General features: G+C 70.0%; 20 protein-coding genes. 6 read left to right on the top strand and 14 right to left on the bottom strand.

Features of this window, described 5'->3' with window-relative positions:
• Positions 1 to 31: 31 nt before the first annotated feature.
• Complete coding sequence (locus tag LG334_RS09615; protein WP_404385546.1) at positions 32 to 637, top strand: SOS response-associated peptidase; 606 nt, start codon at positions 32 to 34, stop codon at positions 635 to 637.
• A gap of 91 nt (positions 638 to 728) precedes the next feature.
• Positions 729 to 1,175: a BLUF domain-containing protein gene (locus LG334_RS09610; protein ID WP_404385544.1), complete on the top strand. Its 447-nt coding sequence runs from the start codon at positions 729 to 731 to the stop codon at positions 1,173 to 1,175.
• 6 nt (positions 1,176 to 1,181) lie between these two features.
• Here the strand turns inward: LG334_RS09610 and LG334_RS09605 are convergent, their stop codons facing one another.
• The 7 genes from LG334_RS09605 to LG334_RS09575 all read right to left on the bottom strand — a co-directional run bounded on the left by LG334_RS09605 (position 1,182) and on the right by LG334_RS09575 (position 9,550).
• On the bottom strand, positions 1,182 to 1,862 hold the full coding sequence (locus LG334_RS09605) for a LysE family translocator (RefSeq protein WP_404385542.1): 681 nt from the start codon (positions 1,860 to 1,862) through the stop codon (positions 1,182 to 1,184).
• Between the two features lie 11 nt (positions 1,863 to 1,873).
• Positions 1,874 to 2,740 (bottom strand): universal stress protein, encoded by an 867-nt coding sequence (locus tag LG334_RS09600; protein ID WP_404385540.1) that lies wholly within the window; start codon positions 2,738 to 2,740, stop codon positions 1,874 to 1,876.
• A 137-nt stretch (positions 2,741 to 2,877) separates the two neighbouring features.
• Positions 2,878 to 4,416 carry an AAA family ATPase gene (locus LG334_RS09595; RefSeq protein WP_404385538.1) on the bottom strand — a complete coding sequence of 513 codons (1,539 nt, stop codon included), beginning with the start codon at positions 4,414 to 4,416 and terminating at the stop codon, positions 2,878 to 2,880.
• Positions 4,417 to 4,484: 68 nt separating this feature from the next.
• Positions 4,485 to 4,949, bottom strand: coding sequence for a hypothetical protein (locus tag LG334_RS09590; RefSeq protein ID WP_404385536.1), 465 nt, complete (start codon positions 4,947 to 4,949; stop codon positions 4,485 to 4,487).
• Entirely contained in the window at positions 4,946 to 5,248 is a 303-nt protein-coding gene (locus LG334_RS09585) for a hypothetical protein (protein WP_404385534.1), read from the bottom strand. Before LG334_RS09585 ends, LG334_RS09590 begins: the two co-directional genes overlap by 4 nt.
• Positions 5,249 to 5,342: 94 nt before the next feature.
• Positions 5,343 to 8,567: an efflux RND transporter permease subunit gene (locus tag LG334_RS09580; RefSeq protein WP_404385532.1), complete on the bottom strand. Its 3,225-nt coding sequence runs from the start codon at positions 8,565 to 8,567 to the stop codon at positions 5,343 to 5,345.
• Positions 8,564 to 9,550, bottom strand: a complete 987-nt coding sequence (locus LG334_RS09575) for an efflux RND transporter periplasmic adaptor subunit (RefSeq protein WP_404385530.1) — start codon at positions 9,548 to 9,550, stop codon at positions 8,564 to 8,566. The genes LG334_RS09580 and LG334_RS09575 overlap by 4 nt, the downstream gene beginning before the upstream one ends.
• 110 nt (positions 9,551 to 9,660) lie before the next feature.
• On the opposite strand from LG334_RS09575, the gene LG334_RS09570 reads away from it, so the two are divergent.
• Complete coding sequence (locus LG334_RS09570; RefSeq protein ID WP_404385528.1) at positions 9,661 to 10,020, top strand: ArsR/SmtB family transcription factor; 360 nt, start codon at positions 9,661 to 9,663, stop codon at positions 10,018 to 10,020.
• 17 nt (positions 10,021 to 10,037) lie between these two features.
• Positions 10,038 to 10,244 (top strand): DUF2892 domain-containing protein, encoded by a 207-nt coding sequence (locus tag LG334_RS09565; RefSeq protein ID WP_404385526.1) that lies wholly within the window; start codon positions 10,038 to 10,040, stop codon positions 10,242 to 10,244.
• A 17-nt stretch (positions 10,245 to 10,261) separates the two neighbouring features.
• On the opposite strand, the gene LG334_RS09560 is transcribed toward LG334_RS09565, so the two are convergent.
• The 7 genes from LG334_RS09560 to hemA all read right to left on the bottom strand — a co-directional run bounded on the left by LG334_RS09560 (position 10,262) and on the right by hemA (position 18,486).
• On the bottom strand, positions 10,262 to 13,027 hold the full coding sequence (locus LG334_RS09560; protein WP_404385524.1) for an ATP-binding protein: 2,766 nt from the start codon (positions 13,025 to 13,027) through the stop codon (positions 10,262 to 10,264).
• Complete coding sequence (locus LG334_RS09555) at positions 13,024 to 14,370, bottom strand: urea ABC transporter substrate-binding protein (protein ID WP_404385522.1); 1,347 nt, start codon at positions 14,368 to 14,370, stop codon at positions 13,024 to 13,026. Before LG334_RS09555 ends, LG334_RS09560 begins: the two co-directional genes overlap by 4 nt.
• 72 nt (positions 14,371 to 14,442) lie before the next feature.
• Positions 14,443 to 14,946 carry a hemerythrin domain-containing protein gene (locus LG334_RS09550; protein ID WP_404385520.1) on the bottom strand — a complete coding sequence of 168 codons (504 nt, stop codon included), beginning with the start codon at positions 14,944 to 14,946 and terminating at the stop codon, positions 14,443 to 14,445.
• Between the two features lie 21 nt (positions 14,947 to 14,967).
• A complete protein-coding gene (locus tag LG334_RS09545) occupies positions 14,968 to 16,281 on the bottom strand; it encodes a hypothetical protein (protein WP_404385518.1) in 1,314 nt (437 codons plus the stop codon).
• Positions 16,278 to 16,862 (bottom strand): DUF2249 domain-containing protein, encoded by a 585-nt coding sequence (locus tag LG334_RS09540; protein WP_404385516.1) that lies wholly within the window; start codon positions 16,860 to 16,862, stop codon positions 16,278 to 16,280. Before LG334_RS09540 ends, LG334_RS09545 begins: the two co-directional genes overlap by 4 nt.
• The gene (locus tag LG334_RS09535; protein WP_404385514.1) at positions 16,849 to 17,241 is read right to left on the bottom strand and encodes a YbaN family protein; all 393 of its coding nucleotides are present in this window, start codon (positions 17,239 to 17,241) and stop codon (positions 16,849 to 16,851) included. The genes LG334_RS09540 and LG334_RS09535 overlap by 14 nt, the downstream gene beginning before the upstream one ends.
• Before the next feature lie 33 nt (positions 17,242 to 17,274).
• Entirely contained in the window at positions 17,275 to 18,486 is a 1,212-nt protein-coding gene (gene hemA / locus LG334_RS09530; protein WP_404385512.1) for a 5-aminolevulinate synthase, read from the bottom strand.
• Positions 18,487 to 18,694: 208 nt separating this feature from the next.
• Between hemA and LG334_RS09525 the strand changes: the two genes are divergently transcribed.
• Both LG334_RS09525 and LG334_RS09520 read left to right on the top strand, forming a co-directional pair.
• Positions 18,695 to 19,570 carry a CbiX/SirB N-terminal domain-containing protein gene (locus LG334_RS09525; RefSeq protein ID WP_404385510.1) on the top strand — a complete coding sequence of 292 codons (876 nt, stop codon included), beginning with the start codon at positions 18,695 to 18,697 and terminating at the stop codon, positions 19,568 to 19,570.
• Between the two features lie 81 nt (positions 19,571 to 19,651).
• Positions 19,652 to 20,104 carry a c-type cytochrome gene (locus LG334_RS09520; RefSeq protein ID WP_404385508.1) on the top strand — a complete coding sequence of 151 codons (453 nt, stop codon included), beginning with the start codon at positions 19,652 to 19,654 and terminating at the stop codon, positions 20,102 to 20,104.
• Positions 20,105 to 20,113: the final 9 nt, after the last annotated feature.

Here is a 20,113-nt window from a genome sequence, read left to right as displayed (position 1 = left end):
GTTCCGCAACAGAGGAAAATCGTTCCGGCCCATGTGCTCCCGCTATGCCCTGAACTGTGCGCCGATGGACCTGGTACACCGCTACGGTCTGACCGCACCACCGCGCAGTCCCCTGCCCATTCCGGTAATTCGCCCGACGGACGCCGCGCCGGTCGTGAAGGGCGGCAGCGGCGTGCTGCTGCGCAAGCACTTCGGCATCCCCAGCCGCAAGGACGGAAAGCCGCTCATCAATGCGCGGTCGGAGACGCTGGCGGAAAAGCCGACCTTCCGCCGCCTGCTCGACAACCGCGTGCTGGTGCCGGCGACCGCGTATTTTGAATGGCGGAAGGACGGCAAGGCGAAACACCGCAACACCATCGCACCGGGCCAGGGTGACCCCGAGCCGCGCGGAGAGGTGGCGCTGTTCAGCTTTGCGGCCCTGTTCGAAGGCGAGCATTTCACCATCATCACCGGCGACCCGTCGCCGCCCATCGCGCATGTGCATGACCGAATGCCGCTGATCCTGCCGCGCGAGGCGGAAGCCCTCTGGCTGTCGGACGCCCCCTTCGCCGCGGTCGCCCACCTGCTGCGCCCCTACGACGGACCGATTGCCGCCGTCGAGGACGCGCCGGCCGGCCCCGGCGGCCTGTTCGACTGAAGATCGAACCGGCCGCGCCGACGATAGTTGATCTGCATGCTCAGGCTTGCCGTAACGAAAGGTGTAACCCATGCCAAAACGGGAGGCAGCCTTGAATCTTCATCAGATCGTCTACTACAGCCGCAACACGGTCGGCGGGGACACGCGGACCATGCTGCAAAGCCTGCGCGACATCGTTTCCGTCTCGCAGAAGAACAACGCCCGCGACGACATCACCGGCGCGCTGATCTTCGACAAGACGTGGTTCCTGCAGGTGCTGGAGGGCGACGCCACCGCCATCACCCGGACCTATGACCGCATCGCCAAGGACAGCCGGCACGGCGAGGTGACGCTGATGAAGAAGGGGCCGATTTCCGAGCGGCGCTTTGCCGACTGGTCCATGGGCGGCACCATGCGCTCGCCGGAGATGCAGGAAATCTTCCTGAACCACGGCATCGCCGGCGCCGTCGACCCGACGAAGCTGAACGCCGCCACGGTCGTGGCACTGGCCCAGGACCTCAAGGCCTTCGAGGCCGAGCGCAAGTCCGGCGTGTCCTGACGGCCGTTACTGGCTGGGGCGGCTGTCCATTACCAGCAGCCGCACCGCCAGGCCGATGAAGATCGCGCCCGACACCTTCCCCAGCGCGCCGGCCGCCCAGGGCAGCCGGCGCAAAAGCCGGGTCATCGCGCCGCCGGCCGCAGCCACCGGCGCGAGCGTCACGAAACTGGTCACCAGGAAGGTGCCGCCCAGGAACAGGATCTGCGCCGTCACCGGATTGGCGGCGTCGGTCCGGTCGACGAACTGCGGCAGGAAGGCGATGAAGAACAATCCCACCTTTGGATTGAGCAGGCAGGTGACGAAGCCGTCGCGCACCACTCTGCCCTTGCGCTCGCCCCGGCCGGCGGCCTCGGCGGTGTCGGCCATGGCCTTACCCAGCGGCGACGGCCCGCTGAGCGCCTTCCACCCCAGCCACAGCAGGTAAAGGGCGCCGGCGATGCGAACGGCATCCAGCGCCACCGGCGCCGCGGCCAGCAGCGCCGTCAGGCCGAGGGCCGCCAGCAGCACATGCCCGGCCGCGCCCAGCGTGATCCCCAGGTCGGCGGCGATGCCGCCGCGCAGGCCGCCGCGCAGGCCGTTGGCCAGGACGTACATCATGTCCGGCCCGGGCGTGACGTTCAGCGCCAGGCTGGCCGCCACGAACAGCGCGAGCGTGTGCGGGGCGACCGGAAGAAGGGTTTCGAGCACTCAGGGCTCCGTCAGTGCGACAGAAGGACGGGCAGTTTGGCATACTCCAGAACGTGCCGCGTCACGCCGCCGATGAACAACTGGCGCAGGCGCGAGTGCGTGTAGGCGCCCATCACCAGCAGATCGGCGCCGACCTCCTCGCTGGTCTTCAGCAGCATGGAGCCGACGCTGGCGCCCTCTCCGTGGACGTGGCGGACGTGCACCGGCACCTCGTGCCAGGCCAGGTGCGAGACCAGGTCCTGCGGCCCGGCGCCCTCGCCGCCGCGCTCCACCACCAGCAGCGTCACGGTCTTGGCCTGGGTCAGCAACGACATGGCGCCGGCGACGGCACGCGCGGCCTCGGCGCTGCCGTTCCAGGCGATGGCGATGTGCCCGCCGACGACGGACGGCGTTTCGGACGGCGCCAGAAGCACGCAGCGGCCGCTTTCCATGAGCGCCGAGTGCAGGGTGACCATGGCCGAGGGCTCGCTTTCCTCGCCGCCGCGGCCAACCACGACCAGATCCGCCACGCGCCCGGCCGTGGCGACCACCTCGTCCTCGGCGCCCGTTTCCTCGCGGTACTCGGCAGACATTTCCGGAAGGCCCGGCGGCTCCACGTTCACCGGCACGGCATAGCGGCCGCAATAATCGTCGAACATGGCGCGGGTTGCCTGGGCGCGGTTTTTGCCCTCGCGCTCGGCCACCTGCATCATCTCGTCGACCATGGCGCCCGACATGGCCTCGCCCACCAGCGGCACCGACTGCGCCGGATCGGGCCGGACGTGCATGACCTGGACGTGGGCCGAAAGACCGCGGGCGACGACGAAGGCCGTCTCCATGGGCACACGGCCGGCCTCGGCGTCCCCGACGACGGCCAGGATGGTCTTGATCCCGGGCATGGTGCGATCCTCCTGCGGTTGGGGCGACGCGGCGTGCCATGAGGAACCGCCCCGCAACGGTCTGTATTCCTTGAAGTATGCCCCCTATCGCGGCGCGGGAAAAGGGCCGTTCCGGACAGCTGCGGCAAACCGAGGGGCTACACCCCCAGCACCGCGCGCCCGGCCATCAATGCCTCGTCCTTGGGACGGGCGGTGTCGATACGGGTCCAGGTGATTGTGCCGAGGTCGTATTCCAACTGCTTTTCCAGAACCGAGGCCGTGGCGTCCGAGACATTGCCCCTGCGGTCCGTCACCCGCGCCCGCGCCACCTCCGGCGGGGCCTCCAGCCACAGCCCGGTGAAGGGCACGCCGGCCTCCTTCGCCACCTGCTCGGCGGCGGCGCGCTCCTCCGGCTTGGCGAAAACGGCGTCGGCGACCACCGAATGGCCGGCGGCGAGCGCGCGGCGGGCGTGGTCGAAGAGCGTTTCGTAGGTGCGCGCCGACATCTCCTTGCTGTAGGCGTCGGGCGGCAGGCGGTCGTAGGGGTCGACGCCGGCCAGTTGCTTGCGCAGCACGTCGGTGCGGAACACCGCCGCCCCCGGCGCCGCACCCAGGAACGGCGCCAGTTCCCGCCCCATGCGGCTCTTGCCCGAGCCCGACAGCCCGCCGACCGCCAATAGCGACGGCGGCGGCGGGTCCAGGTAGTCGGAGGCGCGCCGGAACAGGCGGCGCGCCTCCCCGCGCATGGCCTCGGCGCCGGCCTTGTCCTGCTGCTGCCCGGCGGCGGCGGCCGCGACGTGCGAGCGGATGGCGGCGCGCAGGGACATCATGAGCGGCAACAGCGCCAGCCCCTCCACCTCCGGCCGTTTCTCGCCGTAGGCGTTCAGCACGATGTTGGCGAGGCGCCGATGGCCCCGGTCGTCCAGGTCCATGAGCAGGAACGACAGGTCATAGAGCGTGTCGATGACGGCGAAGGCGTCGTTGAACTCGATGGCGTCGAACAGGATGGGCGCGCCCTCGTGCAGGGCCATGTTGCGCAGGTGCAGGTCGCCATGGCAGCGCCGCACGCAGCCCTGGTCGCGGCGCTCATCCAGCATCGCAGCATGGCGCTCGACGGCCTTGAGGGAGGCATCCGTCAGGGCCTCCAGCGCCTGTTCGTCGATAACATCGGGCACGTTGGGACGGAAGGCCTCGCGGTTGCCCAGCACGGTGGAGCGCAGCGCCTCCGCCCCGCCGAAATCCTGGCGCGGCTCGGCCTTGTCGTGCAGGTCGGCGGCCAGGTGGGCGGCCCGCTGCATGAGCTTGCGGTTGAGCTTGCCGTCGGCCGCCATGCGGTCGAACAGGGTGGACTGGTCGAAGCGGGTCATGCGCACGACGTAGTCCACCGCCTCGCCGTCGCCGTTGAAGGCGAGGCCGCCGCCGGGCTCGCGGGTGATGGCGTCGACGGCCTGATAGATGCCGGGCGCGCCGACCTGGTTGACGCGCAGTTCGGTGTCGCAGGCGGCCTTGCGGTTCTCCAGGGGCGCGAAGTCCACGAAGGACAGCGTGACCGCCTTCTTGAGCTTGTAGACGGTCTCGCCGGCCAGGAAGATGGTGGAGATATGAGTATCGATCCGCTCCGGCTTCTGCCCACCGTGGGTGGCGGGATCGGAGAGGAAGGCGATGACGTCGGACTGGGTGTCGGGGGCGTGCGACACGGGCACAACTCCTGCCGGCTGGGATTCGCTGGCGGGAGGGTAGCGCGGTGGAGGCAGAGGGGGAAGGGTCAGTCCCGCGCGCGGGCCAGGATATAGCCGCGGACGCGGTCGTAGACGGCGAGCATCTCTTGCGCGAGGGTGACCGAGTCGCTCAACAGCAGCGCGGATTTGGCCAGGTCGTTCGGGTAATCATGCGTGAGGCCGTTCCGTGCCCGGCGGATCAACATCCAGCGCTCGACGCTGACAAGCTGACGCTCCTCCATCATCGCAAGCAGTTCCGCCGACTTGTCGGGATACCGTACCTCATCGACCAGCAGCACGGTCCTGAAGATGTGCTTGCCGATCATGTCCTGTAGCCGCGTAAAGCGGATGGCGAAGGCGTCGATATCCATCGTCAAACGCTCATCCGCCGCCAGATCGTCGCAAGACACGGGCACACGCGGCGCCAGGTGATCGAGCGAGACGCGTAACGCCCGCACCGCGCGATCGGTAACGTCCACGAGGCCGCGTGCGATTTCCTGGTCGGTAATCACTGGAGAAGCACACCCCGATCCGTTGCGATGCGATCCACGAGGCGCAGGGGGTCATTGCGCCGGTGCACCACCACGTCCACCTGATCCTCGGTCCCAAGCCGCATTTCGACCTGGGCCGCGAACTGAATCTGCTGCCGAACCGCGCCGCGTTCGGGATCGACCGTAAGGTGAAGGTCGATGTCTCCGCCCGTCCGGCTGTCGTCCGTTCGGGAGCCGAACAGGCGCACGATGACATCGGGGCCGAAGAACTCCCGGCTGGTCTCCAGAATGATCCGCTTTTCCTGCTCGTTCAGGCGCATGGCTCGTCACCGCGTGTTTCTCAGCACCACAATATAACGCAAAGCCGGCGCCCCCACCACTGGCAGGGGCCCCGGATCACGCGGGGGCCGCCCCCTACTTGCCGGTGGCCGCGAAGCCCTGCTCGTCGTCCCGCAGCACCACATAGATGGCCGGGATCACCAGCAGGGTCAGCGCCGTCGAGCTTGCCAGGCCGAAGACCAGGCTGATGGCGAGGCCCTGGAAGATGGGGTCGGCCAGGATGAAGGCCGCGCCGATCATCGCCGCCACCGCCGTCAGGAAGATCGGCTTGAAGCGGATCGCGCCGGCCTCCAGCAGCGCATCCCGCAGGGTCAGTTCCCCGTGCTCCCGCAGGTGGCGGATGAAGTCCACCAGCAGGATGGAGTTGCGCACGATGATGCCCGCCAGCGCGATGAAGCCGATCATGCTGGTCGCCGTGAAGGGCGCGCCGAACATCCAGTGCCCCAGCACAATGCCGATCAACGTCAGCGGCACCGGCACCAGGATCACCAGCGGCACCTTGAAGCTGCCGAACTGTCCCACCACCAGCAGGTAGATGCCCAGGATCGCCACCGCGAAGGCCGCCCCCATGTCGCGGAAGGTGACGTAGGTGATTTCCCACTCGCCATCCCACAGCAGCGTCAGCTGGCGCTGATCCATGGGCTGGCCGTGGTAGGCGATCTCGGGCGGACCGCCGACGGCGCTCCAGTCGGCGTCCGCGATGCGGTCCTCCACGGCGAACATGCCGTAGATGGGCGCCTCGTACTCGCCGGCCAGGTCGGCCATGACCATCTCCACATCGTGCCCGTCACGGCGGAAGAGCACCTGGCTGGAGGGCTCGCGCGTCAGCGTCACCACGTCGCCCAGTTCCACGATGCCGTCGCGGCCGGGGATTGGGGTCGTGAGCAACCGCTCGTCGGGCGTCAGGCCCGACTTGGGCAGGCGCAGGGCGATTTCGATGGGGTCGCGCCCCTGCCCCCGGTGGGAGTAGCCGACACTCACCCCGCCCAGAAGCGCGCCGATGGTGTCGTAGACCGCTTCTTCCTCGACGCCGTGGTACTCCAGCGCCTCCTGGTTGATGGCGATGCGCAGGCGGTCGGTGACGGCCCCGGCGCTGTCGTCCACGTCCACGATGAAGGGCACGTCGCGGAAGATCTCCTTCACCTTGTCCGCCGCCGCGCGCCGCGTCTCCGCGTCCGGGCCATAGATTTCCGCCAGCAGGGTCGACAGCACCGGCGGGCCGGGCGGAACCTCCACCACCTTCACCACCGTGCCCTCGGGCACCGGCAGGTCGGCCAGCGTCTCGCGGACCTCCAGCGCAACCGCGTGGCTTTCACGCTCGCGCTCCGCCTTGGCGGCCAGGTTTACCTGAAGGTCGCCCAGTTCCGGGCTTTCGCGCAGGTAGTAATGGCGCACGAGGCCGTTGAAGTTGAACGGAGAGGCCGTACCGGCGTAGGCCTGGATGTCCTTGAGTTCGGGAATGTCCGCCAGCCGTTGCGCGGCAGCCATCAGCACCCGCTCGGTATCCTCCACCGAGGCCCCCTCGGGCAGGTCGACCACCACCTGAAGCTCGGACTTGTTGTCGAACGGCAGCAGCTTGACGGTCACGTCCTTGGTGTAGAACAGGACGCACACGCCCGCCGTCGCGACACCGACAACGATCAGGAACACCCACGACCGCTTGCGCCCCTTCAGCAACGGGGCCGCCAGCTTGCGGTAGAACCGGCCCATGCCGCTGTCCGATCCCTCGTGGCCGTGGCTGTCGGCGATCTGCTGCGCCCGGCCGCCGGCCAGCTTCAGCAGAAGCCACGGCGTGATGGTCACCGCGACGAAGAAGCTGAAGATCATCGCCGCGCTGGCGTTGGCGGGGATGGGGCTCATGTACGGCCCCATGAGGCCGGAGACGAACATCATGGGCAGCAGGGCGGCCACGATGGTGAGCGTCGCGATGATGGTCGGATTGCCGACCTCCGCCACGCCCTCGATGGACTTGCGCAGGATCGATCGGTCGTCGCGCATCTGCCAGTGGCGGACGATGTTCTCCACCACCACGATGGCGTCGTCCACCAGAATGCCGATGGAAAAGATCAGCGCGAACAGGCTGACGCGGTTGATGGTGTAGCCCATCAGCCAGCTTGCAAACAGCGTCAGCAGAATGGTCGTCGGGATGACGACGGCCACCACCACGCCCTCGCGCCAGCCGATGGTCATGGTGATGAGCACCACGATGGAGACCGTCGCGAGGCCCAGGTGGAACAGCAGCTCGTCGGCCTTTTCCAGCGCCGTCTCGCCGTAGTTCCGCGTGACCTCCACCCGCACGCCGTCGGGGATGAGGTCGCCTTCCAGGGTCTCCAGCTGCTCCAGGATGGAATCCGCCACCACCACCGCGTTGGCGCCCTGGCGCTTGGCGAGCGCGATGGAGACCGCCGGGCGGGCGGAAAGGCCGTCCGCGTCATCCGCCTTCATCATCTGCCAGACGCGGGCGTCGGTGGGCTTCGATCCCACCACCACGTCGGCCACGTCCTTCAGGTAGACCGGCCGCCCGTCCATGGTGGTGACCAGAAGCTGGCCCACGTCGGGCACGCCCTGGAGCGTCTGCCCCGCCACCACCGGCAGGCTGGCGCCGGCCTCGCGCACGCGGCCGACCATGAAGGACCGGTTGGCGTTCTCCACCTTGTCCATCAGGTCCTTCAGCGTGACGCCGTAGAGCGCCAGCTTCTCCGGGTCCGGCTCGACGCGGATCTGGTCGGGCCGGCCGCCGGCGATGAAAGTGAGGCCCACGTTCTCCACCTTCATCAACTCGGGCAGCAGAGAGTCCGCGACATTGTATAGCGCGTTGTCGTCCCAGCGTTCCATGGGCTGCCCGTCCTCGGCATACAGCGTCAGCACCACGATGGGCACGTCGTTGATGCCCCGGCCGACGATCAGCGGATCGGGAATGCCGATGGGGATGTCACTGTAGTTTGCGCGGATGGTTTCGTGCACGCGCAGGATCGCCAGGTCCTCGTCGGTGCCCACCTCGAAGCGGGCGGTGACGGTGACGAAGTCGTCCACCGTCTGGGAATAGACGTGCTTGACGTCGTCGATCCCCTTGACGATGTCCTCCAGCGGCTTGGTGACCAGTTCGGCGGCGTCCACTGCCTTCAGGCCGTTGGCCGGCACCATGATGTCGACCATGGGCACGCTGATCTGCGGCTCCTCCTCGCGCGGCAGGACCATGAGCGCGATGATGCCCACCACCAGCGCCGCCAGCAGCAGAAGCGGCGTCAGCGGTGACTGGATGAAGCCCTTCGTGATGGTTCCCGAGATGCCCAGTTTCATGGCGCGATCACCTCATCCCCCGGCTTCAGGCCGGACAGGATTTCCACGCCGCCGTCCACGTCGCGGCCGGGCTGGACCACGATCCGCGTTCCGTCGGACAGCGTCGCGAAGGTCAGGCCCCAGCGGGTGGTCAGGTACCCGGCCGGAAGCACGAAGGTCTGGCGCTCGCCGGTCGGCACGTAGGCCAGCACGCGCTCTCCGACGAAGAAGTCGCCCAGGCCGTCCACCTGCACGTCGGCGACGACGCGGCCCTGCGTCAGGCGCGGGTAGACCTGGGTGACGGTGCCCTGGCGCAGCTCGGCCGCGGCGGGGTTTTCCTCAAGGCCGCGCGGGCCGACCAGCACGGTGTCCCCTTCATTGAGGAACCGGGCGTGGCGCTCGGGCAGTTCCATGCGCAGGATGTAACGGTCGGCGGCGATGGTGGCGATGGTCTCGCCGGGCATCACCACGCTGCCGCTCTGCACCGGCACGGTCAGCACGCGGCCGCCGGCGGGAGCGAGCACGGCACCCTGGGTCGCCTGTTCCTCGATCACCGAGCGCTCGGCCTTCACCGATTCAACGTTGCGGCTGAGCACCTGGACGCGCGTACGGGCCTCGTCCAGCCGCGCCTGGGGAATGACGCCCTGGCGGCGCAGTTGCTCGGCGCGGTCGAGGTCGGTGCGACCTTGCGCCAGTTCGGCCTCCAGGCTGCGGATGCGGGCATCGAGCGCCTGCATCTGCAGCGCCAGCTTCTCGTCGGTGACCACGGCCAGCTTCTCGCCGGTTTCCACCGTGTCGCCCTCGTCCACCGACAGGTCGGCGACGGTGCCGCCGATGCGGGCGCGGGCGGCCAGTTCGTCGACGCTTTCGACCTGGGCGAAGACGGCCTTGCGGTCCTGGATGGTGACCGGCTCGACCACCAGCGCCTCGGCGGCGGAGGCCGGCGTAGGCACCGCCAGACCTGCCAGGACCACCAGCGCGGCCAGGGCGGATGTTGCTTTCATCACAAAGTGCCTCGTCATGTCGTGAGGGCCGACGCGCCCGGTTCCTTCTCCGGTCGCGACGGCCGCAATTCCTGTTGACCATGATATAAGCATTCGCTAATTTAGCAACCATGAATATCGATGACTTCGCCTCCAGCGCCAAGGCGGCTGCGGCCCTGCTTCGGGCCTTGAGCAACGACCGGCGGCTGATGATCCTCTGCCAGCTGTCCACCGGCGAGAAGACGGTGGGCACGCTGGAGCCCCTTGTGGGCCTGCGCCAGTCGGCGCTGTCGCAGCATCTGGCGAAGCTGCGACGCGAGGGGCTGGTCGGCACACGCCGCGACGGGCAGCACATCTACTATCGCCTGGTCAGCCCGGAAGCGCTGCAGGTCATCGAGACGCTGGCCGGCCTCTACTGCCCCCTGCCCGACCGGCAGGGGGCGCAGGAAGGCGAGGTCATTCCGCTGAACGGAACCGTTTCCAACAGTTGAACAGGGAGTATTCCACCATGAGCATCGATCGCGTCGTCATGGCCTTCGCGGGCACCGTCATCCTGATCACCGTCGCCGCCGCCCTGTTCGCGGGCGTGCAGTGGGCGCTGTGGATCACGGGCTTCGTCGGCCTGAACATGCTGCAGGCCGCCTTCACGGGCTTCTGTCCGCTGGCGATCATTCTGAAGAAGATGGGCGTGAAGCCGGGCGTGGCGTTTTCGTAAGGGGTTGGGGGGCTGCCCTAAACCGCCCCCTCCTCCACCGCGCCGGCGGTCCAGGCGTCCAACGCCTGGATGCTGTCTTCCGTCAGGGCCTCCAGGCCCACCAGCAGGGCGTCGAGGCGGCGGAGGTCGTCGCTCCGGGCCGCGTCCTCAAGCGCCTTCGCCACCGTGCGCAGGGCGGGAAGGCCGTAACTGCCCGCCACCCCCGCCAGCCGGTGCGCCGCCGCGCCGGCCGCCACGCTATCGGCATCCGCCCGTGCTTCCAGAAGCCGGGCGGTATTGCCGCGCAGGCTTTCGTCCGCCATGGCGACCAGCCGCGCCACCTCGGCCGGAGCAAGAGCGGCGGCCAGTTCGCGCAGGTATTCCGGGTCGAGCATGGCCGGTGCCGCCTCTGCCTCCGGGATCGGCTCCGGCATCACCTCGGCCGGCGTGGCACCGTCGAGCGCCGCCAGGGCCGCCCGCAACTCGGGTAGACGGATGGGCTTGGGCACCATGCCGGACATGCCCGCATCGGCGCAGGCGGCGCGGTCCTCGGGCATGAGGTTGGCCGTCGCCGCCACCACGGGAACGTCCGCCACAGCGCGGATGCGGCGGGCGACCTCCGTCCCCGGCATGTCGGGCAGGCGCAGGTCGCACAGCACCACGTCGAAGGCCCCCGCCCCCGCCGCCGACAGCATCGCCAGCGCCGTGCCACCCGTGGCAGCCTCGGCCACGCGATGGCCGTCGCGCTCCAGCAGGCCGCGCAGGACGCGGCGGTTGACGGCCTCGTCCTCCACCACCAGCACGGAAAGCGGCGCGACCGGCGGGGCCTCCACCTCCACCACCGGGCGGGTGGGCGCCTCCACGGGCCGGGCGGGAAGGTCGACGGTGAAGCACGCCCCCTGCCCGTCGGCGCTGTCGACGCCGATGGAGCCGCGCATGCCCTCCACCAGCCGTTGCGAGATGGCGAGCCCCAGGCCCGCGCCGCCCTTGCCGCCGCCGTGCAACTGGCTGAAGGGCTGGAACAGGCGCGCGCGGCCCTCTTCGGGGATGCCCGGCCCGGTGTCGCGGACCGCGAACCGCAGCCGCCCCGCCTCCGGTGCCGCCACCTCCAGCCGCACCGATCCCTCGGCTGTGAACTTCACCGCATTGCCCAGAAGGTTCAGCAGCACCTGCCGCAACCGCTGCGGATCCCCGGCCACAGCCGCCGGCACCCCTTCCCCAACGTCGACCGAAAGCTCCACCCCCTTGGCCTCGGCCGAGGGGCGCAGCAGGCCCTCCAGCCCGTCCACCAGGGCGCGGACGCCGAAGGGCTCGTCGGTGAAGGGCAGCTTGCCGGCCTCCACGCGCGTGATGTCGAGCACGTCGTTGACCAGTTCCGTCAGCGCCGCGCCGCTGGACTGGATGGTGTCGACGCAGGGCAGGGCCTCTGCGTCGCCTTCCACGCGCGGGCGCAGCAACTCCGCCATGCCCATCATGCCGTTCAAGGGCGTGCGCAGTTCGTGGCTCATCATGGCCAGGAACTCGGTCTTGGCGCGGGTGGCGCTTTCGGCCTCGTCCTTCGCGCGGGTCAGTTCCGCCGTGCGCTCGTCCACCAGCCGCCGCAGCCCGGTCTGGTAGACGTGGATGCGCCGCGCCATGTCGTTGAAGGCGTGCGACAGCGAGGTCAACTCCCAGGCGCCGGTGTGGGGCTCCACTTCCTCCACCACGCCCTGGGACAGCCGCCGCGTCGCCGTCTCCAGTTCGCGGACGGGCGCGGTGATGGCGCGGGCCATGAGGACGGAGACCGTGCCGATCAGCACCAGCACCACGCCCACCACCGTCAGTCCGGTGAGGCGCAGGCGGTCGATGGGGGCCATGCGCTCCGCGATGTCCGCCTTGACCACCAGTCCCCAGCGGAAGGACGGCGCATAGCGCCAGGCGGCCAGCACGGTTTCCCCCCTGTAATCCACAGCCGCCCCCACGCCGCGATTGCCGGAAAGGGCGCGGCGGAAGGGCTCGCCGGCGGGGTCATCCGGGTTCAGCCGGCGCGATTCGCCCAGGGCGTCGGGGAAGCGGACGGGGCCGTAGAGGTCGATGCCCACCCCCGCCGGCGCGGGCGCGGGCGCGGCGACCAGCGTTTCGCCGGTCGCACCCAGCGCGGAATAGTCGGCGACGATGCGGAAGACGTCGGCGGTGTCGATCTGCAACGCCACCACGCCGATCACCCGCCCGTCGCGGAGGACCGGGGCGGCGGTGAAGCTGGCGATGTCGCTGGACGGCGGATACCATGTGAAGTCCGACACATGCGGCTCCAAGAGCGTCCGCGCCAGGTCGAAGACGTTGGCAAGCGTCGTGTCGCGGTAGTCGCCGGTGACCAGGTTGGTGCCCAGATCGGCCTCCCTGATCGCCGTGAACACCACGTCGCCGTCACCGGTGATGAGGAACAGGTCGTAGGCCCGCAGGGACTCGCGCAGGTGGCGGAGCATGGGCTCGTAACCCGCCGCCGCCGCCCGCCAGCCCTCGCCGGAAAGGCCGCCGGCGCGGAAGCCCTGCGCGAAGGCGGTCATGGCGTCGGCGATGGCGGGCATGCTGGCAAGCGCCACGGCTTCGCGCATGCGATCGTTGGCATAGGCTTCCAGCCGCCCCACCTTGCCGTCGGCGACGGCCGACAGCGACTGGCTGATCTCCGCCCGCAGTTGCCGCTCGGCGGACATGAAGTAGCTCCAGCCGATCAGGATCAGCGGCAGCAGGCCCAGCAGCACGAACATGACGCCGATCTCGGCGGCGAGGGAGAAGCGCCAGCGGCCGCGCGACAGCAGGCTCACGGCCGGGACTCCGCGCCGTCACGCAGCGCCGCAACGTCTGGCCCCGGCGCGGCCCAGCGCCCGCCCCAGCGCTCCCGCAGGCTTTCGAGGAACGCCATCCATTCCGGGCGCGAGCGCAGGCCGGGGAAGGGGATGGGGCGCACCGGCCGGCCACTCGACCACACGATGTCGAAGTCCCCGTCCGCCCGCGCCCTGCCGATCAGCACCGGCCGCCAGGTGTGGCGCGTGATGGGGTCCAGGTAGATGATGCCGCTGGGCGCCTTCAGGGACTGCCCCAGCAGACGCGCGCGGTAGTCGTGCCAAGCTTCCGACCGCGCCTCCGTCACCGCCTGCGCCCAGAGATGAACGCCGAAGTACGCCGCCTCCATGGGCGCGGTGGTGGCCTGCGCCGCGCCGTAGCGGGCGCGGAAGCCCGCCCTGAAGGCGGCGTTCTCGGGCGTGTCGACGGTGCGGAAGTAGTTGCGCGCGGCGTAGTCGCCTTCCACCAGCGCCGGGCCGATGGCGCGAACCTCGGTTTCCGCCAGGCTGAAGGACATGACCGGAACGGCCTCGGGAGTCACGCCGGCCGCGCGCAGGGCCTTGTAGAAGGCCAGGTTGCTGTCGCCGTTGATGGTGTTGAAGATGACGTCCGGCCGCGCGGCCTTGATGGCCTCGATCACCGGGCCGAAGTCCGTCGCCCCCAGCGGCCGATAGGCCTCGCCGACGATGTCGCCGTTCAGCGCCCCGACCTGGGCGCGGATGATGGCGTGGGCGGTGCGCGGAAACACGTAGTCCGACCCCACCAGGAAGATGCGCCGGCCCAGGTTGTCCAGCGCCCACTTGGTGGCGGGAATGATCTGCTGGTTGGGCGCGGCGCCCGTGTAGACGATGTTGGGGGACTGCTCCAGCCCCTCGTACTGGACGGGATAGAACAGCACGTGGTCCAGGCGCTCGAACACCGGCTTGACCGTCTTGCGGCAGGCCGAGGTCCAGCAGCCGAAGACCGCCGAAACCTTCTTGCGGGCGATCAGCCGATCCGCCTCGCGCGCGAAGGCCTCCCAGTCGCTGGCGCCGTCCACCAGGATGGGCTCGATGGGCCGGCCGAGCACGCCGCCGGCTTTGTTGATCTCGGAAATGGCAAAGAGCGTCGCCTCGGCCACCGGACGCTCGCTGACCGCCATGGTGCCCGACAGGGAATGCAGCACGCCGACGCGGATGGGCGTCTTGGCGCGCAGGCCCTCCAGCCCCAGAACCGCGGGCAGGGTCAGGGCGACGACGATGCCCACCAACGCCGCCAGCACCGCGCCCACATAGTAGCGGTGGCGCGGCGCCAGGACCTTGCGGGCGTGCGGCTCCCCGGTCATGCGGCAGGGCTCCCTGTTGTGGCGCCGCCACTCTAACAGGCAACCCTTAACGATGCCGCAATATTGTGCAGATCAGCCGGCGGTGAGGGCCGCGTGCCGGTCCGCCAGGTCGCCGTCCTCCGCCGCGTCGAGAACCTGGGAGAGGGCGGCGAGAAGCCCCATTTCCTCCTTCTGGATGTGGAAGGTTTCGCGGTCGATCAGGTCGCGGGCATCGGCGCGGAAGGACTCCCACAGGTTCGCGTCGAAGCCGCCGGCCGCGAGGGCGCGGCAGGCATCCCGCAGGCTCTCGGCCAGGGGGCGGATCTCCGCGTGTTCGCCGGTCAGCATGTCGACCATGAACCCCGCCCCGGCATCGTGCAGGCGGGGAAACAGGTGCTCCTCTTCGAAGGCGAAATGACGGGTGACGTCCTCGTCCAGCGCGCGGGCAATGCCCTCCAACGTCGCGGTGGCGGCCTCGGGCGCGGGCGGACGGCGGCTGGCGATCAGGGACTCCAGCGCGTCCAGTTGCTCCATGGTGCGCATGTGCTCGGTGTGCAGGGCCTGCCCGATGCGGGTGGCGCCGAAAATGCTGTTCATGAGAGAGGCTCCGGAATGAGGTCAGGCGGCGGTCGCGGCGGTGCCGCCCGGGCGGACCGGCTTGGGCCCGACCCGGCGGCGGTGGCGCAGGGCGCGCACCCCGACCGTCAGCGCATGGATGAGAAAGGCTATGGCGCCCGCCACCCCCACCACGCCAGCCGCCCGCGTGAGCAGCGGGGCGTCCAGGGCGGCGGCCAGGGTCAGCAGAGCCACGGCGGCGGGATGCAGCACGGCCAGCACCTTCAGCGGCGCGGCCCACACCAGGGCGGTGGCCGACGCCGGCCGCGCGCACCGGCGAACCGTGTTCATGGAGGCCAGGAACGGCAGGATGCGCTGAAGCATGCCCAGCAGGATGGTGAGCAGCCAGCCCGGCAGCAGCAACACGCCGAACACCAGCGGCGGCACGATCCCGGCCAGGGCGCCCAGGCCCGCGGCGATGCTCAGCGGCAGCAGGAGCCACGAGGCGCGGATCAGCACGAAGGACGGCCCCAGGCGCTTGCGCATGCGGCGTGCATGGGCGCGAACCATGGTGTCCACGTGCAGCACGCTCGCCACCAGTCCAGCCACAGCGCCGAGCGCGGTCAGGAACACGGAACCGCCCATCAGTCCGGCCGCCGCCGCAGCGACCGCGCAAAGCGCCAGGACCAGCGCCGTGCGTCCGGCGCGCGGCGCCGGCGGCTCGGCCACGGCGAGCATGGGCACCAGGATGTGGCTGAAGCCCACCACCAGAAGGCCCATGAAGCCATAGCCCGCCAGCACCAGATGGGCCGCCGCCACCGCGCCGTGGTCCGGCAGCCAGGCCAGGCGGTAGTCGGCCGCGAGCAGCACCGCGAGCGCCACCACACCCGCCAGAGCCACGGCGGCCCCGGCGACGGCCGGCAGGGTGTCCGGCAGGCCGGCGGCTCGGGCCTTCCACAACAGGCGGCCGAGCAGCCCGGCGAACAGCAGCAGACCGACGCCGAGGGCCAGGGCGCCGGCAATCATTCCGGCGACGGAGATGGTCAGGAACGCCGCAACAAGAAGTGTGCCGCCCCCGCCGATCAGCACCAGAAGCGCCCATCCGACCCAGAGGGGCGGGGCCGTCTGCATGGTGGTGACCGGCAGGATCTGGAGTACCGCCCCCACTGCCGCCGCCGCCAGCACGCCCACCGTCAGCATGTGAACGGCGGCAAGGCCGGGGCCGGGACCGCCGATGACCGCCACCCGTTCGGGCAGCAATGCCAGCAGCAGCCAGAAACCCAGGTGGGCCAGGGCCGCCAGCCCGAAGAAGGCGACCGGGACGGACGGATGCAGCAGGCGCTGCTCCGCTCCGGCAAGGGGAACGGCGACCATCATGCGTCTCCCGGCATCAGGCGGAGAACGACGTGGCCCGGCGTTTCGTCGAGCAGTTCCCACGTCCAGCCGCGCTCCTCCAGTTCGGGGATCAGGTGGACGGGGAATTGCGGCACATGGACCATCAGCGGCTGATCATGGGCGCCGCCGTCGATGAACCGGAGAATTTCGATCATGGGACCCGGCGCGGTCAGGCCGCGGGCGTCCAGGTGCAGGCCGTCGGCATCCATCCAGAACTTGCGCTTGGGCGGCTGGGCCGGCGCGGCCGGTTCGCTGGCGACCGACTCGCGGCAGCCGCCGACGCGCAGGAACGTCACGCGGTAGCGCCCGTCGCCGACGGGCCGGGAGAAATTCTCAAACCCGTGGGTCGCCAGCAGGTCGCGCAGCGGCACGGGATCGAAGGGCGCCACCACCACAAGGCCCCGCCCCGCCGGAACGGGCGTCGCGGCGGCCAAGACCGTCGAAAGCGGATCACCACCCTGGGCGAGCAGGTCCGCGGCATCGACGGTGGCGACCGGATCGGCCTCGACGTCGGCGACCCAGGACGGGGGGGTGGTTGCGGCGCTTGGGTCAACGGGAGTCATGGCGTGTTCGCTCTTGTTGTGGGACCCGGGCGGGACAGGACAGGATGAACAGGGCGCCCGCCGCCATGAGCCCGCCAGCGGCGGCGACGCCGGCCAGCGGCGCATTCGCGAAGGCGATCAGGTGAACCAGCGCCGCCGTCATCATCGCCAGCGCGATGACCTTGGCGTGCAGCGGAATGACGCGGTGCGCCCGCCAGTCCCGCAGCACGGGGCCGAAGCGCGGATGCGCCTCCAGCCGCGCGGCCAGCGTCGGGCTGCCCTTGGCCAGCGCGCCCGCCGCCAGCAGGACGAAGGGCGTCGTCGGCAGCACCGGCAGCACGACGCCGACGGTGCCGATCGCCAGGCAGAGCACCCCGAGGCTGGTCCAGATGGCGCGCATGGGCCCTCCCTCCTCTTCCCTCGGCTCGGCTGGTCAGGCGGCGGCCTGAAGGTCCAGGCGCCGCCATACGGCGGTCAGGGCCTCGACCAGCCGGCGCATCTGCAGATCGTCGTGCAACGGGCTCGGCGTCAGGCGCAGGCGTTCTGTCCCGCGCGGCACGGTGGGATAGTTGATGGGCTGGATGTAGATGCCGAAATCCTCCAGCAGCATGTCGGTCGCGCGCTTGCAGCGCTCGGCGTCGCCCACCAGCACGGGCACGATGTGGCTGGGGCTGCGCATCACCGGCAGGCGCCATTCCAGCAGCAGGTGCTTGAGCGTCGCCGCCCGCTCCTGGTGCGTCTCGCGCAGGCTGGGGGTGGAGCGCACCACGCGCACGCTGGCGCAGGCCGCCGCCGCCACCGCCGGCGGAAGGGCGGACGAGAAGATGAACCCCTGGCCGTAGGACCGGATGGTGTCGCAGATGTCGGCCCGCGCCGCGACGTATCCGCCGATGACGCCGAAGGCCTTGGCCAGCGTGCCCTGGATGATGTCGACGCGGTCCATCACGCCGTCGCGCTCCGCCACGCCGGCGCCGGTGGCGCCGTAAAGGCCGACGCCGTGGACTTCGTCCAGGTACGTCAGGGCGTTGTAGCGCTCCGCCAGATCGCAGATCTCGGCGATGGGGCCGAAGTCGCCGTCCATGGAATAGACGCTCTCGAAGACGATCAGTTTGGGCCGGTCGAGGGGTTGCGCGGCCAGCAGTTCCTCCAGGTGCGCCAGGTCGTTATGACGGAAGATGTGCTTCTCGGCGCGCGAATGCCGGATGCCCTCGATCATGCTGTTGTGGTTCAGCGCGTCCGACAGGATCACGCAGTCGGGCAGCAGGGTGCCCAGGGTGGACAGCGCCGTCTGGTTGGCGACGTAGCCCGAGGTGAACAGCAGCGCGGCCTCTTTCCCATGCAGGCTGGCAAGCTCGCGCTCCAGCGCCACGTGATGGCGGTTGGTGCCCGAGATGTTGCGCGTGCCGCCCGCGCCGGCGCCGCATTCGTCGGCGGCGGCGTGCAAGGCGGCCAGGACCTCGGGGTTCTGGCCCATGCCCAGATAGTCGTTTGAGCACCACACGGTGACCGGCGCGGTCTCGCCGTCGACATAGCGCGTGGCGGCGGGGAAGGCCCCGTTGCGGCGCGCCAGTTCGGCGAACACGCGATACCGGCCCTCGGACTTCAGGGCGTCGATGCGGCTTTGGAAGAAGGCGGCGTAGTCCATGGAGCGGTCTCCGGATGGTGCGGCTTGGCGATGACTGCACCCTGCCGCAACGGGGGCGCCGGTCCCTTGAGGTTGGTCAAGACCGGCCGTGCGGCACCTGCCTCGTGCATGACCCCTTCCCCGATTTGACCACCGTCAAGGGCAACTCGCGCATGCCGGCGCATGGTCTGGACCATCAACGACCATGACGGGAGGGGGCCTGCCGCCCATGTCCATCATCCGACCCAGCCCACACCGCGCCGCCGACGAGCGGCCGATCCTGGTGATCGTCGGCCACGGCTCCCCGCGTGATGCCGCCGCCGGCCTCGCCACCATCGCCACGGCGCTGACCGTCGCCCGCGGCGGACGCTACCGCGCCGTGCCCGCCCTGATGAAGGGCGAGCCCGCCCTGCCCCGCGTGCTGCAGAGCCTGCCGCCGGGATCGCGGGCCTACGTCCTGCCGCACTTCGCCGGCGCGGGCGTCTTCGCCACCTGCCACATCCCCGACCTCGTCGCCGAAGCCTCCGGCCATCTGGCCGAAGCGCGCGTACTGCCGGCGCTGGGGGAATCGCCCCGCGTCGCAGAGCGAACCGCCGCCCTGCTGCGGGAGGTCGGACGCCATGCCGACGCGCCGGCGGATCTGCTGGTGGTCGGCCACGGCTCCTCGGCCGGCGGCGACGCCTCGGCGGAATCCCTGGCGTTCGGCCTCGGCGGCTCGGACCACTGCGGCGCGGCGCATGCCGTGTTCCTGGAACGGGCGCCGCTGCTGACGGACGCGCTGAACCGCCTGCCGCTCGGCCGCGAGGTGCTGGTGAGCGTGTTGCTGGCCGCGCGCGGACGCCATGCCTGCATGGACGTGCCCGACGCCCTCGGCCTGCCGCGCAACAGCGCGCTGTCCGGACCCGACGGCGAGGCCCTGGGCCCGATCGTCATGGGCGAGCGGCGCCTGTGGCTTCACGCGCCGCTGACCGACGCCCGGCTGATGGCGGACGCCGCCACGGACGCGGCCGACACCACGCTGGCCATGAGCGGCCCGACGGCGGTGTCCCACCCGGCCGCTCGGGCTCTTGACCACAATCAAGGTGGCGTAGCCGCCACCGCATAAGGTTTGCGGACCGTCCCGCCGCCGCTCCGGCGCGGGTCGCCCGGGACCCTGCCCCGTCCTCATCAACCTGGGGGATCACCAATGTCAGAACGCCTTACCAAATCGGCGGCCCGCAACATCTTCTACGGCGGCTCCGCCTTTTTCTTCCTGCTGTTCGTCGGCCTGACCGCGCACAGCCACTACTACGTCGTCACCCACAGCTCGCCTTCGGAGACAGTCACCGAGAGCGTCGCCCGCGGCAAGCATGTGTGGGAGGAAAACTCCTGCATCAACTGCCACTCCATCATGGGCGAAGGCGCCTACTTCGCGCCGGAACTGGCCAACGTCTGGACCCGCTACGGCGGCCAGGACGACGCCGAGGGCGCCCGCATGGCGATCATCGCCTGGATGCAGAGCCAGCCCAGCGGCATCGAAGGCCGCCGCCAGATGCCGAACTTCAACCTGAGCGACCAGCAACTGAACGACCTGGTTGACTTCCTGCGGTTCACCGACGGCATCGATGACCAGAACTGGCCGCCGAACGACGCGGGCTGAGGAGAGGGA

The organism is Caenispirillum salinarum (assembly GCF_044803115.1).
In the GTDB taxonomy this organism is placed as follows: Bacteria; Pseudomonadota; Alphaproteobacteria; order Rhodospirillales; family Rhodospirillaceae; genus Caenispirillum; species Caenispirillum salinarum_A.
The sequence above is the reverse complement of the archived record's forward strand: the minus strand, read 5'-3'. Positions and strand labels throughout refer to the sequence as shown.